Here is a 20,012-nt window from a genome sequence, read left to right on the forward strand (position 1 = left end):
AAATTATCATCATCTGGCGAAAGCCAGACGCAATTGAAATAAACTGTATTTTTTGTAAGATTTATTTATATATTTGAAAAAATAAAAGTCTGACGTTTGTCAGACCTATCCACCCAAAATTAGGGTGATAAGTCTGATTGTGTCAGTAGTATAAAAGAGTTATAAGCCATTTTAAAAACCGACACCACGAATGAAAAACAGCATATTTATTTTTTTACTTCTACTAACAACATTAACAGCTTGCGGACAAAAGAAAATGGAACAGAAATTTTTTACTTGGGACAATTTTGTTGACGGTTTTGGCAAAGAAATGGTTTCTGCCGAAGACGTTTTTGATAATATGGTAAAAAGCGGACTTAAAGACAATTGCTTAACCAAAATGGATTTCACTTTCATCTCTGACAAAAAAGAGAACTTACAAAAACTTGGAGAATTTATTAAATCGCATTATCCATACAGTGTTCAAGAAGTAAAGAAATATGGAAAATTATGGGAAATAAATGGAGAGACAAATGAAATTCCAATGACAGCGGACAACCTACTTTATTGGGGTTTAGATATGTATAAACGAGGTTACGAGTTTGACGCAAAACTTGACGCTTATGGTGGTCCTTTTGACCCGAAAGACCAAAAATTCCCTGAAATTGACTCTTCAAAAGCAGATTACTATTTTGACAAAGGATTAGAATGCTACAATAATGGAGATTTAAGCGGTGCAATATTTAATTGGACTTTGACAATCCAAATTGACCCAACAGACCCAAATGCTTATTATTCAAGAGCCATAGTCAAAAACGAACTTTACACTTGGAAATCTGCACTCAAAGACTATGATAAAGCAATAGAAATTGCTCCGAAATTTGTAAGCGCTTTAATAAATCGCGGTGGTCTTAAAGACGAAAATGGAGATTATCAAGGAGCAATTGCTGATTATGAAACAGTTTTAAAACTTGACAAATTAGACGCAGAAGAAATACAACAAGCTTATTTTAACTTAGGAAACACATACTATAACCTAAATGACAAAAAGAGAGCTTGTGAAAATTGGAATAAAGCATTTGAAAACGGTGCGGAATATGCAAAAGAACGAATAAATGAACATTGTATATAAGAAAAACTGCCCAAAACAGCTAGAGTTTCCCCGCTCGTGCGCGAATCCTTTCGCGTTCGATCCTAATAAAAACAACTAAAACCACAAAACCCGAAACTTTCCAGTTATCGGGTTCTGTGTTTTATAAAGTTTTCTTTTGTTTTTCTAAGAAATTGTTGGATTGCATTTCGAGTAAATCAGAGGCATTTTTTCGTTGCAAATCATATAATTGCTTGTCGTTAGCAATGTCAGCATATACTTTATCGTGCATTTCAGCGCTTGTTTTTACAAGTAAACTGCGTTGGTATTTATCCTGTTCTAAAGTTGTTTTTAAAGCGGTTTCTAAATCTTCCAATTTGAAATCGTATTCACCTTTTGGTGATAATAGTTTCGCAATAATAGGTGAAGTTTCAATAGCAAGGAATAACAGCATAATGAATACAGATGGCAATGAGGGTAGTTTGCTCAAAGCATTAATTCGTGCCATCAAACCATCAAAACCATCAATGATGGGTTGGGTTTCGGTTACTTTTTTATCTAAATCGGCTTGGAGTTGTTTGTTTAGCAGTTCTTTTTCAGCAATTTTCGCCAAATTGTTTTTTCGAATAGTATCTAATTCGGCGGAAGCCAAATTATGCTTAGCAATTTTTTCCTTAAAAACAGGACCTTTACCCAGTTTCATCGTGCCTTTCGTTCCTTCGGCTTCTGCAATATAAGTTTCGTATAAGGCGTTGACTTCTTTTTCTTTTTTGCTAATTTCTGATTTCAAACTGTCGATGTCCGCCTTGTTTTTGTCCAAATCCGTTTTGAAATAATTGGCTACTTCTTTTTTATTGTTCAAAGCCATGGCGTTTTTTTCTTTCAGCAAAACCGTATTGATTTCTTTTTCGAAAATTTTAATTTCTAAAGGTTTTGAAATTACGATAGCAATAATTATAGCCAATACAATACGTGGACTTGCCTGCAGCAATTCGCTTTTAAAACTTTCTCTTTTCCGAATGGTAGATACAATAAATCGGTCGAGATTGAATATGAGCAAAGACCAAACGATTCCAAAAGCTATAGCCGGATAAATACTCTCAAATACCGTAAACAGCGCATATGCACTTGCCAAAAAAGCCATAACTGCAGTAAAAAATACGGTGGCACCAATACCTACATATTTGGTTTGTTCCCCTTCAGAGCAGCCTTCAAGAAGGTTTTTGTCAGCTCCAGAGCAGAGGATGAAAAATGATTTTAACATGATTGATTTTTTAGCTTTGTATTGATTACAAATTTAACGCCAAAAAATGAATATTGGTGTAAATTATTGATATGTATTTGGTTATGGTGTTTTGGGTGAGAAAAGTTGTTATTGTTTTCGATGATAATTTTCGTGTGTCCTTAGCTTCCGCAGTCGAGTGTCAAATGTTTGAAGAATGCGTAAAAAGAAAAGTTGTTTGAGCGATAGCGAAATCGAAGATTCGTGAATACCAAAAAATAAATATTAACTCATGAACAGTTCTTTTCTTTTAGCATTCGAAAACTAATTTGACCGACGAGAAAGCGCAAGACTTGAAATCGAAGATTCATAAATACCAAAAAACAATAATAAAGTATGAATATTTTTTTGTTTCTTTTTTGATCAAGCAAAAAAGAAAATTAATAAATCTAATTTTTCTCTCTACTTCATTATGCGAAAAAAATTACCATTGGTATTTTTATTTAAAAATGGTTCTCGATACAAATTTTCAGAAAAAGCTATGGCATTTTCTGAAAATTCACTCGAACTGACGTTTTGATAATTTCATCCAAAAAGTTATTTCAAAATTCCGGAGCGCCTTCTAAAATTTCATCATTTGCATAAGATTCAAATTTTGCAAAGTTGGCTTTGAATTTTTGTGCCAATTCTACAGCTTTAATATCATACAAATCTTTGTCTTCCCAAGTGTCTCTTGGATTTAAGATTTCGCTAGGTACATTAGAACAACTTTGTGGTTTTGCAATTCCAAATACTTTATGGTTTTCATATTCCACATGGTCTAATTCTCCATTCAAAGCAGCGGTTATCATAGCGCGTGTGTATTTTAATTTCATACGGCTACCAGTTCCATAAGGACCTCCGGTCCAACCGGTGTTGATTAACCACACTTTTACGTTAGCTTCTTTCATTTTTTTGCTTAACATTTCTGCATACCTTGTTGGGTGCAACGGCATAAATGGTGCTCCAAAACAAGCTGAGAAGTTAGGTTGAGGTTCTGTTACACCTGCTTCAGTTCCTGCAACTTTAGCAGTATATCCTGATATGAAGTGATAAGCTGCCTGGCCTGGTGTTAAACGGGCAATTGGAGGCAAGATTCCAAAAGAATCTGCAGTTAAGAAAAAGATATTCTTAGGATTTTGTCCTATAGATCCTGGTTGGATATTGTCGATATGGTCAATTGGGTAACTCACACGAGTATTAGGAGTGATAGAAATATCAGTATAATCCACTTCATTAGAAGCTTCTTTGAAAACAATATTTTCTAAAAGCGCTCCTTTTTTAATGGCTCTGAAAATATCCGGTTCGTTTTCTTCGCTTAAGTTCACCACTTTGGCATAGCAACCTCCTTCAAAGTTGAAAACGGTATTTTCATTAGTCCATCCGTGCTCGTCATCTCCTATTAGTTTTCGGTTTGGATCAGCAGAAAGCGTGGTTTTTCCAGTTCCTGAAAGTCCAAAGAAAATTGCAGTTTCACCATCTTTGCCCACATTAGCACTACAGTGCATAGGAAGCGTATTTTTGAAAACAGGTAAAATGAAATTCAAAGCCGAAAAAATTCCCTTTTTCATTTCTCCTGTATATCCTGTTCCTCCAATAAGGGCTACTTTTTTGGTGAAATTTAAAATAGCAAAATTTCCTTGTCTTGTTCCGTCAACAGCAGGATCAGCTATGAAACTTGGAACACAAATTACGGTCCATTCCGGTGTGAAATTGGCTAGTTCATTTTCGTCAGGTCTTAAGAACATATTGTAGCAAAATAAATTTGCCCAAGCCGTTTCTGTTACAACACGAACATTTAAACGGTAATTAGAATCGGCACAAACATAAGAATCTCTTACATAAACATCTTTGTTAGTAAGATAGGAACATACCTTGTTGTATAATTTGTCAAATGCTTCCGGTGAAAAGGGAATGTTGATATTTCCCCACCAAACTTCATTTTCCGTAATAGCATCTTTAACAATAAATCGGTCTTGAGGCGAACGACCTGTAAACTCACCTGTATTGATGGCTAAAGCTCCTGTTGAAGATTCGATTCCCTGACCTTTTTCAATGGTTATTTGATGTAATTCATCAGCGCTTAACTGATAATGAACGTTTGCGTTTTCGATTCCGATATTTTTTAACGAAATCGTTTTCGTGAAAAGAGTGCTATTGTCCATAGTTCTTGTTTATGTGTTTTGTTTTTAGTACTACAAAGGTAGCTATTTCAACACTATTGAAGTTGTAAAAAAATCAATTTTATGATTTTTTGTTAAAAAAATGCGTAAAAAATCGAGTCCATGAAAGAATTAGCAATAAACCACCTATAGGTGTTACGAATCCAATAATTTTAAAATCGATAGGTGTTAGTGAGTTTGTGGCTAATAAATAGATGGAGCCCGAGAATAAAATTACCCCTGTGAGCGCTAAAGTGTAGATTTGCTTTTTAGTCTTTTCAGATATGGTGGTTATGTTACCTATGAGTAGTAAAAATAAAGCATGATACATTTGGTAGCGAACACCAGTTTCGAAAGTTGCTAATTGTTCCTGGCTTAATAAAGCTTTTAATGCATGTGCGCCAAAAGCACCTAAAATAATTGCAATCATTCCTAATAAAGCCGCTGTTTGAAATATTTTTTTGTCCATTTTTTAAAGTTTGTGTTACCTACAAATGTATTTGAAATCAAAGGAATCCGAAAGTTTTTCAGAGGTTAGTTTAGGTGTTATTATGCTAAAGTTTTGTGAATTTTTTTTGAAAATTAATTGAAATGATATCTGCCGTCCTTAGCTTTCGCAGTCGAGTGTCAAATGTTTGAAGAATGCGTAAAAAGAAAAGCTGTTTGAGCGATAGCGAAATCGAAGATTCGTGAATACCAAAAAATAAATATTAACTCATGAACAGTTCTTTTCTTTTAGCTTTCGAAAACTTATTTGACCGACGAGGAAGTGTAAGACTTGATTTTTTTGTTTCTTTTTTGATCAAGCAAAAAAGAAAATAATTAAGCCATTTTTTTTTAGATGTTTAATAGATGGAAATTAGTTTAAATGATTGTTATTTGTCTTCCGATAAACATTTCCCTATTTTTGAGTTAAATTTTTCCGCTATGAGACAGATTTTAATTATCGGTGCCGGTCGTTCTGCTTCTTCGCTGATTCAGTATCTTTTGAATAAATCAGCTGAAGAACAATTGCATCTTGTAATTGCCGATTTATCTTTGGAACTGGCACAAAAGAAAACCAGTAATCATCCTAATGCGACTGCAATTGCTTTGGATATCTTTAATGAAAAAGAACGAAGAGCTATAGTTGAAAAAGCGACTATTGTCATTTCGATGTTGCCAACTCATTTGCATATCGAAATTGCCAAAGATTGTCTTCACTTTAAGAAAAACTTAGTGACAGCTTCATACATAAGCGATGCCATGCATGGGCTTGATACAGAGGTGAAAAAGAACAATTTGATTTTCATGAACGAAATAGGATTGGACCCCGGAATCGACCATATGAGCGCAATGAAAGTGATTGACGAAATCCGGGAAAAAGGCGGAAAAATGCTGTTGTTTGAATCCTTTTGTGGCGGACTCGTAGCTCCCGAATCGGATACGAATCTTTGGAATTACAAATTTACTTGGGCGCCGCGCAATGTGGTGTTAGCAGGGCAGGGAGGAGTAGCCAAATTTATTCAGGAAGGTACGTATAAATACATTCCGTACACTAGTTTGTTTCGCCGTACCGAATTTTTAGAGGTTGAAGGCTATGGGAAATTTGAAGCTTACTCGAATCGTGATTCTTTAAAATATCGAAGTGTTTATGGATTAGACGATGTGCTTACACTCTATCGCGGTACGATTCGTAGAGTAGGTTTTTCTAAAGCTTGGAATATGTTTGTACAACTAGGCATGACGGATGATTCTTATGTAATGGAAAATTCCGAAAATATGAGTTACCGCCAGTTTATGAATTCTTTTTTGCCTTACCATCCTACGGATTCCGTAGAAATCAAAACCCGTTTGTTACTCAAAATCGATCAGGACGATATTATGTGGGACAAATTATTGGAATTGGATTTATTCAATGATAACAAAATCGTAGGATTGAAAGATGCCACTCCGGCTCAGATTTTAGAAAAAATACTCGGCGATAGTTGGACACTACAGCCTGATGACAAGGACATGATTGTGATGTATCATAAGTTTGGGTATGAATTGGACGGCAAAAAAGTCCAAATGGATTCCCAAATGGTTTGCATAGGACAAGATCAAACCTATACTGCCATGGCTAAAACCGTAGGATTGCCGGTTGCTATTGCAACTTTATTAATCCTGAACGGAAAAATAAAAACTACAGGCGTTCAAATTCCGATACGTAAAGAAGTCTATGTACCCGTATTGAAGGAATTAGAACAATACGGTATTCACTTCAAAGAAACGCCAATGCCGTATTTGGGGTATAAGTATAGTTGATAAAACAAATCCGTTTACTCAATTGAATAAACGGATTTTGTTTTTTAAAAGATTGTTGTTGTTGTTTTAGTTCCTTTTACAGTTATCATCAAATGATATAATACTCTAACTGTTTGATTGTTTTTTAATCCGGGATTCCATTTAGGGCTGTTTTTAAGTACACGAATAGCTTCTTCGCCTGTACCAACTCCAAGATTCCATAAGATTTTGATGTCTGATAATGAGCCGTCTTGTTCAACTACAAAAGTTACTGGTATTTTGCCTTCAGGACAACCTGATGGTACTTTGAAATTTTGTTTAACGTATTCGTTTAGTTTTTTCTCGCCTCCAATAAAATTAGGTTGTGATTCGATACCAGCTTTATTGTAGATGGGGCCCTTAGTTGATGTCTCGTTTGCAGTGTTTATTGCTATAGGTAATGAATACAAAACTCTAACGGCTTTTCCGTTTTGGAAGCCGGGATTCCATTTCGGGCATTCTTTAAGTACGCGAACAGCTTCTTCACCCGTACCGTATCCGATGTCTCTTAAAATTTTGATGTCAGTCACTGAACCATCTTTTTCGATAATAAAAGTTACATATACTTTTCCTTGTAGTCCTTCAACTTTAGGTGTTCGGAAATTTTTTCCAATGAATTGGTAGAATTCGTTTATTCCACCTGGGAAGGTTGGTTTTACTTCTATTCCGGCAGTACTGTATAATACATCGTCAGATTGTGCAATTGTATTTTTAGAACTTAGTAAGATGGATAGTAGAAAAAAGATTTTGAATATAAGTTTTCCCGTTTTCATTGTTATGGTTTTGATTGGATTTGTAGTTGCAATTTTAACAAATAAAACAACAAAAAATTATTTTTAAGAATTAAAAAAATCCGCTTACTCTTAAAAAGAATAAACGGATTTTGAATCTATGATGAATCTCGACTGCGCTCGATTTGACAGTGTGTTATTTTGAAAGTTCTACAAAATATTTATAAAACAAAGGAATGGTTTCAATTCCTTTCAGGTAATTAAATACTCCAAAATGCTCATTTGGTGAGTGAATGGCATCACTATCCAAACCAAATCCCATTAGGATGATTTTGCTTTTGAGTTCTTTTTCGAATAAAGCCACAATAGGAATACTTCCGCCTGAGCGAACCGGAATGGCAGGAATACCAAAAGTTTCGGTGTAAGCCATATTAGCAGCTTTGTAGCCAATGCTGTCTATAGGGGTTACATATCCCTGACCACCGTGATGCGGTGTTACTTTTACTTTTACGCCTTTAGGAGCAATTGTCAGAAAGTGTTTGGTAAATAATTCAGTTATTTCCTCCCAGTCCTGATTAGGGACCAAACGCATCGAAATTTTGGCGAAAGCCTTAGATGGAATAACGGTTTTAGCGCCTTCACCGGTGTAACCTCCCCAAATTCCATTCACATCAAGTGTTGGGCGAATGGCATTTCTTTCATTGGTAACATAGCCTGCTTCTCCATAAACATCATTTAAGTCTAATGCTTTTTTGTATTCTTCGATATCAAAAGGAGCTTTGGCCATTTCGGCTCTTTCTTCCATTGATAATTCTTCTACTTTATCATAAAATCCCGGAATAGTAATATGGTTGTTTTCATCGTGCAATGAAGCAATCATTTTGCTTAAAATATTAATAGGATTAGCTACCGCACCACCATACAATCCGGAATGTAAGTCGCGGTTAGGTCCGGTAACTTCTACTTCTACATAACTTAAACCACGTAAACCGGTAGTGATAGAAGGTTGTTGGTTAGAAATCATTCCGGTATCAGAAATCAGAATGACATCGTTTTTGAGTTTTTCAGTATTGTTTTCTACAAAAGTTTTGAGGTTCACGCTTCCTACTTCTTCTTCGCCTTCAATCATGAATTTTACATTACAAGGTAGGCAGTTGTTAGCAATCATGTATTCTACGGCTTTGACATGCATGTACATCTGACCTTTGTCGTCACAGGCACCACGGGCAAAAATGGCTCCTTCAGGATGAAGTTCGGTTGTTTTGATTACGGGTTCAAAAGGAGGTGAGGTCCATAATTCGATAGGATCCGGTGGTTGTACATCGTAATGTCCATAAACCAGAACGGTTGGTAAATTAGGATCTATAATTTTTTCGCCATAAACAATTGGGTAACCATCGGTTTCACATATTTCAACTTTGTCACAGCCAGCTTTTTCAAGGCTTAGTTTTACCGCTTCAGAAGTGTCGATGACATCTTGAGAGTAAGCTGTGTCGGCACTTACGGATGGGATTTTAAGTAATTCGATTAATTCGTTGATTAAACGTTCTTTGTTTTGGTGTATAAAATTTTTAATTTCTTTCATCGATTTAGATGTGTTTTATAGTTTCAAAAATACAAAAAACAGAATTATAATTTTTTTTAATTTTTTGCTTTGAATATTCGAAAGTATCCTTATATTTGCACCCACAATAACGCGCGGATATGGCGAAATTGGTAGACGTGCCAGACTTAGGATCTGGTGCCGCAAGGCGTGTAGGTTCGAGTCCTATTATCCGCACAAAAGCCTCTCAATCGAGAGGCTTTTTTTATACCTTTATTTTTCAGGTTTTAACAGGACGGGACAGGATACTTGATAAAGTCTCGTTTAATAATTTTATAAGCTAAATAAATTTATAACAGATAGCTGTATTTTGTTTTGAAATGATTTACAGTTCGATATCATTTAATATATAATCAATGAAGATTAAAAGTCATTATTTCCCGTTTTTTATTGGAGTTCTATTTTCTTTAAATGCCACTGCACAATCAAAGGAAGTTAGTTCGGCCTGGCCGGAAATCAAAAATGTAAATAAACCATGGGCTAGATGGTGGTGGATGGGAAGTGCGGTAGACAAACCGAATTTAAAATCCAGTTTGATTGATTTTCAAAAAGTAGGTATTGGTGGAGTGGAAATTACGCCTATATATGGAGTAAAAGGAGAAGAGAATAATTTTATCGATTATTTGTCGCCTAAGTACATGGATATGTTAAACTATACGATTAAAACCGCTGATAGTTTAGGATTACAGGTAGATATGGTTCTGGGTACGGGATGGCCTTATGGAGGTCCGCAGGTAACACTTCCTTATGCAGCAACTAAATTAGTTGTAGAAAAATATGATGTTAAAAAAGAGGAAGTTTTTAATAAAGAGATAAAAGCTAATCCGGAAAAAGAGAAAATACCGGCACAATTGCTAGCGGTTACGGCTTTTGGAGCTGATGGTTCTTATGTGGATTTAACCAAACAGTTGAATGGGAATATATTGAATTGGGAAGCATTAAATACATCTTATACTTTGTATGCTGTTTTTGCCGGAAAAACGGGGCAGCAGGTAAAACGTGCTGCACCTGGAGGGAAAGGCTATACTTTAGACCATTATTCAGAGGAAGCACTTAAAGCTTATGTGGTTCCTTTTGATAAAGCCTTGACGGGATTTGAAGGAAAGTTGCGAGCCATTTTTAATGATAGTTTTGAAGTTTATGGTACCGATTTTACTCCATTATTTTTACAGGAATTTGAGAAACGTCGCGGTTATGATTTGAAAAAATACCTGCCAGAGTTGTTAGTTAAAGAAGAATCGGAAATTGGTAACAGAGTAAAAAGCGATTACAGAGAAACCATTTCTGATTTATTGTTGAATAAATTTGACGTGCCTTGGACCAAATGGGCGAATGCTAAAAATTTTAAAACCAAGTTGCAGGCTCATGGTTCGCCTGGGAATTTGATTGATTTGTATGCTTCGGCTGATATTCCTGAGTGTGAAACTTTTGGCTCCATGCCTTATGATATCCCGGGATTTAGACGTGAAATAGAGGATATTCGAGATGGTGATGCTGATCCGGTGATGTTGAAATTTTCTTCTTCGGCGGCTCATATTTCAGGTAAGCCGTTGACTTCATCAGAAACTTTTACCTGGTTGAGAGATCACTTTAAAACAGCTTTATCGCAATGTAAACCGGAAGCAGAAGATTTGTTATTGAACGGAATCAACCATATTTTTCTACACGGTTCAACTTATTCTCCTAAAAAAGCCCAATGGCCGGGATGGAAATTCTATGCTTCGGTAAATTTTAATGCGAATAATTCAATTTGGGAAGATGCTCCGGGCTTATTCTCTTATATTGCTAATTGTCAATCTTTATTGCAAGCCGGAAAGCCTGATAATAGTACCTTGTTGTATTATCCGGTTTATGATACCTGGGGGAAAAGTTTTGAAGGAAATTTATTTTTTCAGTTCAAAATACATTCTTTAAAAGAGTGGTTATACGGAACTTCATTTTATGATACAACCGAAAAGCTAATGGAAAAAGGCTTTGGAGTAGATTTTATTTCCGACAGCTTTATTGCTCAGGCTACTGTTAAGGATGGTTTGATTGTTTTGCCGGGGAACAGCTATAAAACCTTAGTAGTTCCTAATTGTGATAAAATGCCTTTGGCTACTTTAGAAAAATTAATTGCTTTGAAAAAAGCTGGAGCAAAGGTGATTTTTGAAGGTCTACCAGAATCAGTTCCGGGATTAAAAGATTATGTAGCTCAAAACCAAAAGTTAGCCAACTTGATTGCTTCTAATACAATGATGGTTGAGCCGGTAAGCGATGTCTTTAAGGCTTTGGCGGAAGCCAATGAAATGCCGGAAACATTGGTAAATACTGGTTTGAAATTTATTAAGAGAGATTTAAACGGAGAGAAAATTTACTATTTGGTAAATCATACTGCCAAAACTATTGAAGGTTTTATTCCTTTGGCTGTGGCCAATAAAGAAGTGTTGATTTTAGATCCGTTGACCAGAAAAACGGGTAATGCGGTAGTTCAAAAACAAGAAGCTATTACCATGGTTAAAGTGAAGATAGAGTCTGGGAAATCGTTATTTCTTAAGACAGAAAATACCGCTTCAGAAAAACCTTGGAACTATTATACAGCACAATCGGAACCTATTGCTTTGACTGGAGAGTGGAATTTAACTTTTGAAAAAGGAGGGCCTGCTTTACCAGCTTCTGCAAAAGTAACTAAGTTAGATTCCTGGACTAAAATAAGCCCGGAAGCCGAAGCTTTTTCGGGAACGGCAACTTATATTTTACAATTTGATAAGCCAAAAGTAGCAGCTAAAAACTGGCAACTAAACTTAGGTGATGTGAGAGAAAGTGCTAAAGTTTGGCTGAATGGAAAATACATTGGTCCGGCTTGGTCAGTGCCATTTTCAATCGAATTAGGGAAATTGAAAAGTAGAAATAACGAATTAAAAATTCAGGTAACGAATCTTTCGGCTAACAGAGTCCGTGATATGGAAATGCACGGAAAAGAATGGAAGATTTTCTATGAAATCAATATGGTAGACAAAGATTACAATAAATTTGATGCTACTAAATGGGCTCCAATGCCTTCGGGATTAAAAGGTCCGGTTACGATTACGCCTTTAAAGAACGATAAGAATTAAGTTGTCTTTTGATTTTTTACAATAAAAAACTTCCTAAGTACTCTTGTGAATGGAGTCGCTTAGGAAGTTTTTCTTTTTAAAATATTAGTCTTTTTTAAACCATTTTGTGTCTTTCATGTTTTTGCTCGAACGAACAACAATGGAATTAGATAAGTCGCCTTTAACGTCCAGTTGCGGAGCGGTTTTTGTGTTGAAATTGATTTGGTCAAAAACAATATTTCGCGCATCCAGGAAATATAAAGTAGCGTCTTTGGACGTAATGTCTATGTTTTTGAAAGTGGCGTTTTGAAGATCCTGAGCATTAAATAATTCGCTGCAATTTACAGTAGCGTTTTCAATGGTTAAATTAGTTACCGGGGTTTCAGGAATTCCAAAAACTTTTACAAAAGTCGTGCAATTTTCAATAATAATATCTTTGATGCTAATGTTGCTAAATTTTGGTGTCAGTTTATTGATAGCTCTGGCCGGTAAACGTTCGGCAAGGTCACCTACACTGCCTGAAGAGCCCAGCATGTCCCATTTAATGGCTGTTTGGTCAAGATTCATTCTGATTCGCTCGTAAATTAGGTTTTCGCCGCCACCACCGCGAGATCTTCGGGTTTTGAATCGGATACCAACACCTGAATCGTTAAATACACAGTCATGAACGTAAAGATTACGAATCATTCCGGCTGTTTCACTTCCGCAGGTAATTCCGCCATGTCCTTTTAGAGCTAAGCAATAACGAACCACAACGTTTTCGGTAGCTTTGTTAACTCTGATGCCGTCTTCACCTCTTCCTGCTTTCATGGTAAAACAATCATCTCCGGTGCTTAAATTACAGTATTCGATTAATACATTTTTGCTGGATTCAATGTCAATTCCATCGCCACGTTGCGTGTTGACCGAATTCACGGTTATACCACGGATAATTACATTGTCGCAATAAATAGGGACAACATTCCAAAAAGCCGAATTTTCTAATGAAACTCCTTCGATGTACACTTTTGTACAATTGATAGGCGAAATAAACATAGGAGGAAAAATCCAGTTTTGTTGCTTTCCGTCAACAATTCGTTCGGTTACAGGAGTATTGGGATTAATAACATTGTCAATCAAATCTTTTGTTAAAATATTATCACGGATGGAACCTTTTTGAGGGCCAATCAATTTCCCATTTCCGGTTATGCCAATGTTTGTGGCACTATTTGCATAAATACAGGCGCCTAACGACATTACTTCGATTCCTTCAATACGGGTAAAAACCACAGGAAGGAAATCTTTTATTTCGCCACTGAAAACTAACTGAGCATCGTTTTCCAAATGAAAATTAATGTTGCTTTTCAATTGGATTCTTCCGGTCATCCATTTTCCATTTGGGACAACAATAGTTCCGCCGCCTTTAGCACTTAATTCGTCTATAGTTTTTTGAATTCGGATTGTGTTTAATTCAGTAGCTGATAATGTTAGTACAACTTTTTCGGAAGGGAATGTAGGTTTTGTAAAATTGATTGTTTTAAAAGGAGCTTTTACAGCTTTGATTTCGTCAGGAAGCATTTTTACTCCTACTTCGTTTGTGGTAGGGATTGCTACTTTGTGTGTTGGGGTTGTGTTTTTATTGGTTTTACAACTCCATAATGTTAGAATTGCTAAACTTGTTGCGGTTATCGTTTTTAATTTCATTTAATTGAATTTGATTCTTTTTATGTTTTTTCTGATTCACAAAAAGCATGCTAATTTATTTGAGGTAAAAATACTATTTTATAAATTAATTGCTCAAATGTTTGATTTCAAGTGGTTTTTATGTTGGGCTTATTTGATAAAATATTAAGCAATCCAGTACTGGCTTTAAAAACTAATTATTAATTTTAATTTAGCAGGATGCAACAGGATGGGAAATAGGCTTTTCAAAGTTATTTTTACCAGATTGTTTTTTATTTTGAATTTAAATTGAGAAAATATTGTTAATATAAAAAGAAGATATAATGAAAAAATTGCTTTTAATTTTTACAGCTGTGTTGTTATCTAATTCTGTTTTGAACGCACAAAGCACTTTTGATAAAAAGCAGGTTTTGTCGCAAATGGAATTGGCTAATAAATATTTCATGGACAAATGGCCGGATACTGGTAAAACAATTGTGACCAATAAAGAGCGTCCAAGTAATATTTGGACACGTGGTGTGTATTATGAAGGATTAATGGCTTTGCATGAAATTTATCCAAAACAAGCTTATTATGATTATGCTTATTCCTGGTCAGAATTCCATAAATGGGGTTTTAGAAATGGGAATGCTAATAGAAATGCTGATGATTATTGTGCAGCTCAAACTTATATTGATTTGTACAATATTGAACCAGATGCTAAGAAGTTAAAAAACACCAAGCAGTGTATCAATATGTTGTTGAATACACCTCAAAACGATGATTGGTCATGGATTGACGCCATTCAGATGGGGATGCCTGTTTTTGCAAAAATGGGAGTTTTAGAGAAAGACAATCGTTATTTTGAGAAAATGTACGAGATGTATATGTATTCCAGAAATAACCATGGAGACCACGGATTGTTTAATCCAAAAGACGGTTTATGGTGGCGTGATGCTGACTTTGATCCTCCTTACAAAGAACCAAACGGAGAAGATTGTTACTGGAGCCGCGGGAATGGTTGGGTAATTGCTGCATTGGCCAAAGTATTAACCATTATTCCTGAAAATGCACCGCACAGAGAACAATATGTAAAAGATTTAAAAGCAATGGCAAAAGCTTTAGTGCCTATTCAACGTGCAGATGGTTTCTGGAATGTGAGTTTGCATGATCCAACTAACTTTGGAGAGAAGGAAGCTTCTGGAACAGCATTGTTTGTTTATGGAATTGCTTACGGAATTAACAATGGTATTTTAGATAAAAAGACATATTTACCAGTTATTGAAAAAGCTTGGAAAGCATTAACGACAGAGAGTTTACATAAAGATGGTTTTTTAGGATTTTTACAATCTACAGGGAAAGAACCAAAAGACGGACAACCTTTATCGTATGATAAAATCCCTGATTTTGAAGATTATGGATTGGGGTGTTTCTTGTTAGCAGGATCTGAAATTTATAAGATGAAATAAAACGGTTTTCTAAGCAAGAGAATTGAGATTAAAAAGGGAGGTTGTGAAAACTTCCCTTTTTAATGAAAAATAATCTCCATGTTATTAATTCGTATGATTATGAAATATAGAATTTTACTCGTCTTCATTTTTTTAAATAGCATTCTTTTGTCGGCTAAAGACTTTTATGTTGCTCCTCAAGGTAACGATGCTAATGATGGAACGATGGCAAATCCAGTTGAAACCATAAAAAGGGCTCAGGAATTAGCCAGTTCAGGTGATGTGGTTTATATAAGAGGTGGGCATTATACTATGCGTGAGGAACAAATTGCACAAAAAAAAGGTATTTGGGCTTATGTTACTAAGTTAGACAAAAGCGGAATTTCTTATTTGGCTTATCAAAATGAAATTCCTCTTTTTGATTATAAAAATATCAAACCTAAGGATTGTCGTGTGATTGCTTTTATGGTTCAAGGCGATAAAATTCATTTAAAAGGTATCGAAGTTGTGGGTGTTCAGGTTACGGTTCAAAAACATACACAATCGGAATGTTTTGAGGTTCGCGGTAGCAATAATACATTGGAACAATTAAAAATACATGATAATATGGCTATTGGGGTTTATATGCTTAGTGGTTCTAATAATCTGATATTAAATTGTGATGCTTACAATAACTGGGATTCGGTTTCTGAAGGAGGAAAAGGCGGGAATACGGATGGTTTTGGTTGTCATCTTAAAAAAGGTGATATCAATAATGTGTTTAGAGGTTGTAGAGCTTGGTTTAATAGCGATGATGGATTTGATTTAATAAACAATGCCGAAGCTGTAGTTATCGAAAATTGTTGGGCTTTTTACAATGGCTATTCAGCCGGATTTATAAGTCGGGCTGATGGGAACGGATTTAAAGCTGGTGGATATGGAAAAGGAAAAAGACCATTTAATGAGTTAATGGAAGCATTTGTTCCAATTCCCAAGAATACCATTCGTTTTTGTCTGGCAGTTAGAAACAAACAGAGTGGATTTTATGCGAATCATCATTTAGAAGGGAATTATTGGTACAATAACACGGCATATAAAAATCGATTTAATTATAATATGGTGAATTGTTTGGCTTTGAACCCAAAAGATTTTGGAACCGATGGACCAGGATGGAATCACGAAATGGTAAATAATTTAGGTTTTGGAGCAGTTTCGGAAGAATTAACGAACATTGATAAGTCTCGTTGTGTGCTAAAAAATAATTATTTTGATTTAAATAGTGTTTCGGTTGCTGCTTCCGATTTTTTAAGTATTGACGAAAAATTATTGATGGCACCCAGACAAGCTGATGGAAATTTGCCTAATATTGATTTTTTAAAGTTGGCTCCATCAAGTGATTTAATAGATGCGGGAATTGATATTGGATTTGCGTTTAATGGGAAATCACCTGATTTAGGATGCTTTGAAAGTGAAAGTAAGAAATAATTAAGCTAATGTAATTTGAAATTTATAATAAAGAAAATGATAAGAATAAACAAAATCAAAATTTTTAGAGGATTACTAATTTTATGTTTTTCTTTAAACGGATTTGCTCAAGAGCTTCCTTTGTGGAAAGATATTCCGGGAGCGATTAAAAATGAAAAATATATTGAAACTTCCCGATTGGATGCAAATGGTACTGTAACAGGAGTAGACAAGGTATCTATACCTACTTTAACTGTTTTTTTAGCGCCAAGCAGTAAAACGAAAAATCCCGCTGTAGTTGTTTGTCCCGGAGGAGGATATAGTCATTTGTCTGTTGAAAAAGAAGGACGTAAAGTGGCAGAGTGGTTAAATTCTATTGGGATTTCTGCTTTTGTATTGAAATACCGATTGCCTTCGGATGAAATTATGAAAGATAAAAATGTTGGGCCACTTCAGGATGCGCAGGAAGCAATTCGAACTTTGAGAAGAAATGCTGAAAAATGGAATCTTGATACCGGGAAAATTGGAATTATTGGTTTTTCGGCCGGAGGACATTTAGCATCTACCGTTTCGACACATTATATTGATAAAGTGTATGATGATAGAGGAGGTTTTAGTGCCCGACCTGATTTTTCTATACTAATTTATCCGGTAATTTCTATGGAAAAAGGAATTACACATGAAGGATCTAAAAATAGTCTGTTAGGAAAAACAGCATCCGATGAATTGATTACTAAGTATTCAAACCAGAATGCAGTTAATGAAAATACACCACCCACTTTATTAATTCATGCTACTGATGATCGAGCTGTTCCGGTAGAAAATAGTATTAATTATTATTTGGCTTTGAAAAAAAATAAAGTACCAGCTGAGATGCATTTGTATCAAAATGGTGGTCACGGTTTTGGTTTAGGTAATAAAGGTACAAATACTGATTGGCCAACAGCTTGTGAACATTGGTTAGTCGCTAATAAAATTTTAACTGAAAAATCCGTTTATCTTTTTTCTTATTTCAAAGGAAATGGTGAAGATGGTTTGCATCTGGCTTATAGTGAAGATGGTTATAAATGGCAGTCATTAAAAAATGATAAATCTTTTTTAACTCCTGAAGTAGGAAAGGACAAACTCATGCGTGATCCTTGTATCATTAAAGGCGGAGATGGATTGTATCATATGGTTTGGACGGTAAGTTGGACTGATAAAGGCATTGGTTATGCTTCTTCTAAAGATTTGATTCATTGGTCTAAACAGGAATTTTTGCCGGTTATGGCTCATGAAAATGAAACCCGAAATACCTGGGCTCCCGAGATCACTTATGACGAGGTGAATAAAGAGTATATGATTTATTGGGCGAGCACTATAGTGGGGAAATTTCCTGAAACACAAACTACTGAAGATAGTGGGTACAATCACCGAATTTACTATACTACAACTAAGGATTTTAAAACGTATTCGCCTACTAAGTTACTTTATGATCCAGGTTTTAACGTTATTGATTCTTCTATTTTAAAAGATGGTAAAGGTTATGTTATGTTTTTAAAAGATGAGACAAAACTTCCTGCTCAAAAAAATCTAAAAGTGGCGTATAGTGATAAACTAACTGGACCCTATTCAAAAGCATCTGCTCCGATTACAGGAAATTATTGGGCAGAAGGACCAACAGCTATCAAGATCGATGGAAAATGGATGGTGTATTTTGATAAATACCGTGATCACAAATATGGAGCTATAAAGCAAACGGATAAAGGATGGGAGGATGTTTCTGAAAAAATGGTCTTTCCTTCAGGTATTCGCCACGGAAGTGTGTTTGAAGTGCCTAAATCACTTTTTTTGCAACTTATAAAAGAATAGTGAAAAGAAAATCTATAGAATAATTTATAAGTTCTTGTTGTAACCTCAATAAAATTAATGGTTTTGTTGAGGTTTTTTTATGTTTTGCAATTAAGTTGGTTTTGAGGTTATGTTATTTTTTTTGATAAAATTTAGTGTTTTTTGTTTTATTTAGGAGGTTTAATTTTTCATTATGAAATAATTTATATATTTGGTAATCGATTACATTTTTTTGTTTGAATAAATTACTTATTTTTATTTTGGAATAGGTGATACAATAAGGAAACTAGAAACTAAATTTATATGGAGATGGAAAAGTTTTTGACTAAAGTGATGATAGATGAAGGGGTTTCATTTTCAATGAGTTTAAGCGAAAACTCGCGAATACCTAAGTACAAACAGATTGTTGATTCCATTATTGATGGGATTGCTACAGGCAAATTAGAAATGGACCAGAAGCTGCCTTCTATTAATATGCTTAGTGAGGAATTTTATCTTTCCAGAGATACTGTTGAAAAAGCCTATAATATTTTAAAGAAAAGAAAAATCATAACTCCTATTCGAGGTAAAGGTTATTATGTTACCCGTACTAAGTTGATTTCTAGAGTTAATGTGCTCTTTTTGATAAATAAGTTGAGTTCTTATAAAATGAGAATTTACAATTCATTTATTAATACCATAGGCGGAAATTCCCAAACAGATTTGCATATTTATCATTGCGATCAAACTTTATTTCTAAATCTTATTGATAAATATTTGGGGGCTTACGACTATTACGTGATAATGCCACATTTTAAAACGGATAATCTTACACATTGTAGTTCGGGAGAAAGTGTAATTGAAGCTATAAAAAAAATCCCAGCAGATAAATTGGTTATTTTAGATAATAACAAAGGAATTGAGGATGCTGAAATTGAGGTTTGTCAGGATTATGAGAATGATATTTATGGTGCTTTAAAACAAGGCTTAGAAAAAATTTCAAGATATAATAAATTGATTTTAATTTATCCTGAAAGTTCTGTTTATCCTTATCCAAGAAGAATTTTGAATGGGTTTAAACGTTTTTGTTTGGATACAGGATTGGAATATGAAGTTTTAAGAGAAGTCTATGATGATATTGTCTTAAAAAAAGGAGACTTGTTCATTACTATTGAAGAATCTGATTTGGTGAATTTGGTTAAACAAATTAGAGATAAGGATTTTGAGTTAGGTAAGGAAATAGGGGTCATATCTTATAATGATACTCCTTTGAAAGAATTATTGGGTATTACTGTAATCTCAACTGATTTTAAAGCAATGGGTGTAACAGCCGCTAATATGATTTTAAATAAAGAAACAGGTAAGATTAAAAATCCATTTAATTTTATTGATAGGAATTCGATTTAGTCTTTTTTTTAAAAAAATATAAGCCTTGTAAGTTTAACGATTTACAAGGCTTTTTTTATT

The 20,012-nt window shown here is 34.7% G+C and carries 13 protein-coding genes and 1 tRNA gene; 8 read left to right on the forward strand and 6 right to left on the reverse strand.

The features are described from left to right. The first annotated feature begins 256 nt into the window (after positions 1–256). Positions 257–1,111, forward strand: coding sequence for a tetratricopeptide repeat protein (locus AAEO59_RS07555; RefSeq protein WP_341700126.1), 855 nt, complete (start codon positions 257–259; stop codon positions 1,109–1,111). Positions 1,112–1,232: 121 nt separating this feature from the next. On the opposite strand, the gene AAEO59_RS07560 is transcribed toward AAEO59_RS07555, so the two are convergent. The 3 genes from AAEO59_RS07560 to AAEO59_RS07570 form a co-directional block, all read right to left on the reverse strand. Beyond that, positions 1,233–2,333: a DUF4407 domain-containing protein gene (locus tag AAEO59_RS07560; protein ID WP_341700127.1), complete on the reverse strand. Its 1,101-nt coding sequence runs from the start codon at positions 2,331–2,333 to the stop codon at positions 1,233–1,235. A gap of 560 nt (positions 2,334–2,893) precedes the next feature. Next, positions 2,894–4,495, reverse strand: a complete 1,602-nt coding sequence (pckA, locus tag AAEO59_RS07565; RefSeq protein ID WP_341700128.1) for a phosphoenolpyruvate carboxykinase (ATP) — start codon at positions 4,493–4,495, stop codon at positions 2,894–2,896. Between the two features lie 79 nt (positions 4,496–4,574). Further along, positions 4,575–4,961 (reverse strand): DUF423 domain-containing protein, encoded by a 387-nt coding sequence (locus AAEO59_RS07570; protein ID WP_341700129.1) that lies wholly within the window; start codon positions 4,959–4,961, stop codon positions 4,575–4,577. A gap of 458 nt (positions 4,962–5,419) precedes the next feature. On the opposite strand from AAEO59_RS07570, the gene AAEO59_RS07575 reads away from it, so the two are divergent. Then, on the forward strand, positions 5,420–6,778 hold the full coding sequence (locus AAEO59_RS07575; RefSeq protein WP_341700130.1) for a saccharopine dehydrogenase family protein: 1,359 nt from the start codon (positions 5,420–5,422) through the stop codon (positions 6,776–6,778). 44 nt (positions 6,779–6,822) lie between these two features. Here the strand turns inward: AAEO59_RS07575 and AAEO59_RS07580 are convergent, their stop codons facing one another. Both AAEO59_RS07580 and AAEO59_RS07585 read right to left on the reverse strand, forming a co-directional pair. Continuing rightward, the gene (locus tag AAEO59_RS07580) at positions 6,823–7,569 is read right to left on the reverse strand and encodes an energy transducer TonB (protein WP_341700131.1); all 747 of its coding nucleotides are present in this window, start codon (positions 7,567–7,569) and stop codon (positions 6,823–6,825) included. A 154-nt stretch (positions 7,570–7,723) separates the two neighbouring features. Beyond that, complete coding sequence (locus tag AAEO59_RS07585) at positions 7,724–9,112, reverse strand: dipeptidase (protein WP_341700132.1); 1,389 nt, start codon at positions 9,110–9,112, stop codon at positions 7,724–7,726. Between the two features lie 113 nt (positions 9,113–9,225). On the opposite strand from AAEO59_RS07585, the gene AAEO59_RS07590 reads away from it, so the two are divergent. Together AAEO59_RS07590 and AAEO59_RS07595 are read left to right on the forward strand one after the other, a co-directional pair. Next, positions 9,226–9,307: transfer RNA gene (locus AAEO59_RS07590), tRNA-Leu, on the forward strand. 179 nt (positions 9,308–9,486) lie between these two features. After that, complete coding sequence (locus tag AAEO59_RS07595) at positions 9,487–12,225, forward strand: glycosyl hydrolase (RefSeq protein ID WP_341700133.1); 2,739 nt, start codon at positions 9,487–9,489, stop codon at positions 12,223–12,225. 84 nt (positions 12,226–12,309) lie between these two features. On the opposite strand, the gene AAEO59_RS07600 is transcribed toward AAEO59_RS07595, so the two are convergent. Then, a complete protein-coding gene (locus AAEO59_RS07600; protein WP_341700134.1) occupies positions 12,310–13,887 on the reverse strand; it encodes a glycoside hydrolase family 28 protein in 1,578 nt (525 codons plus the stop codon). Between the two features lie 302 nt (positions 13,888–14,189). Between AAEO59_RS07600 and AAEO59_RS07605 the strand changes: the two genes are divergently transcribed. The 4 genes from AAEO59_RS07605 to AAEO59_RS07620 all read left to right on the forward strand — a co-directional run bounded on the left by AAEO59_RS07605 (position 14,190) and on the right by AAEO59_RS07620 (position 19,952). Then, a complete protein-coding gene (locus tag AAEO59_RS07605) occupies positions 14,190–15,314 on the forward strand; it encodes a glycoside hydrolase family 88/105 protein (protein ID WP_341700135.1) in 1,125 nt (374 codons plus the stop codon). A gap of 99 nt (positions 15,315–15,413) precedes the next feature. Continuing rightward, a complete protein-coding gene (locus tag AAEO59_RS07610; protein ID WP_341700136.1) occupies positions 15,414–16,757 on the forward strand; it encodes a right-handed parallel beta-helix repeat-containing protein in 1,344 nt (447 codons plus the stop codon). 36 nt (positions 16,758–16,793) lie between these two features. Beyond that, on the forward strand, positions 16,794–18,587 hold the full coding sequence (locus AAEO59_RS07615) for a prolyl oligopeptidase family serine peptidase (RefSeq protein WP_341700137.1): 1,794 nt from the start codon (positions 16,794–16,796) through the stop codon (positions 18,585–18,587). Between the two features lie 312 nt (positions 18,588–18,899). Further along, positions 18,900–19,952: a GntR family transcriptional regulator gene (locus AAEO59_RS07620; RefSeq protein WP_407934925.1), complete on the forward strand. Its 1,053-nt coding sequence runs from the start codon at positions 18,900–18,902 to the stop codon at positions 19,950–19,952. Positions 19,953–20,012 lie beyond the last annotated feature (60 nt).

It is taken from the genome of Flavobacterium flavipallidum, from assembly GCF_038289905.1.
Taxonomy (GTDB): Bacteria; Bacteroidota; Bacteroidia; order Flavobacteriales; family Flavobacteriaceae; genus Flavobacterium; species Flavobacterium flavipallidum.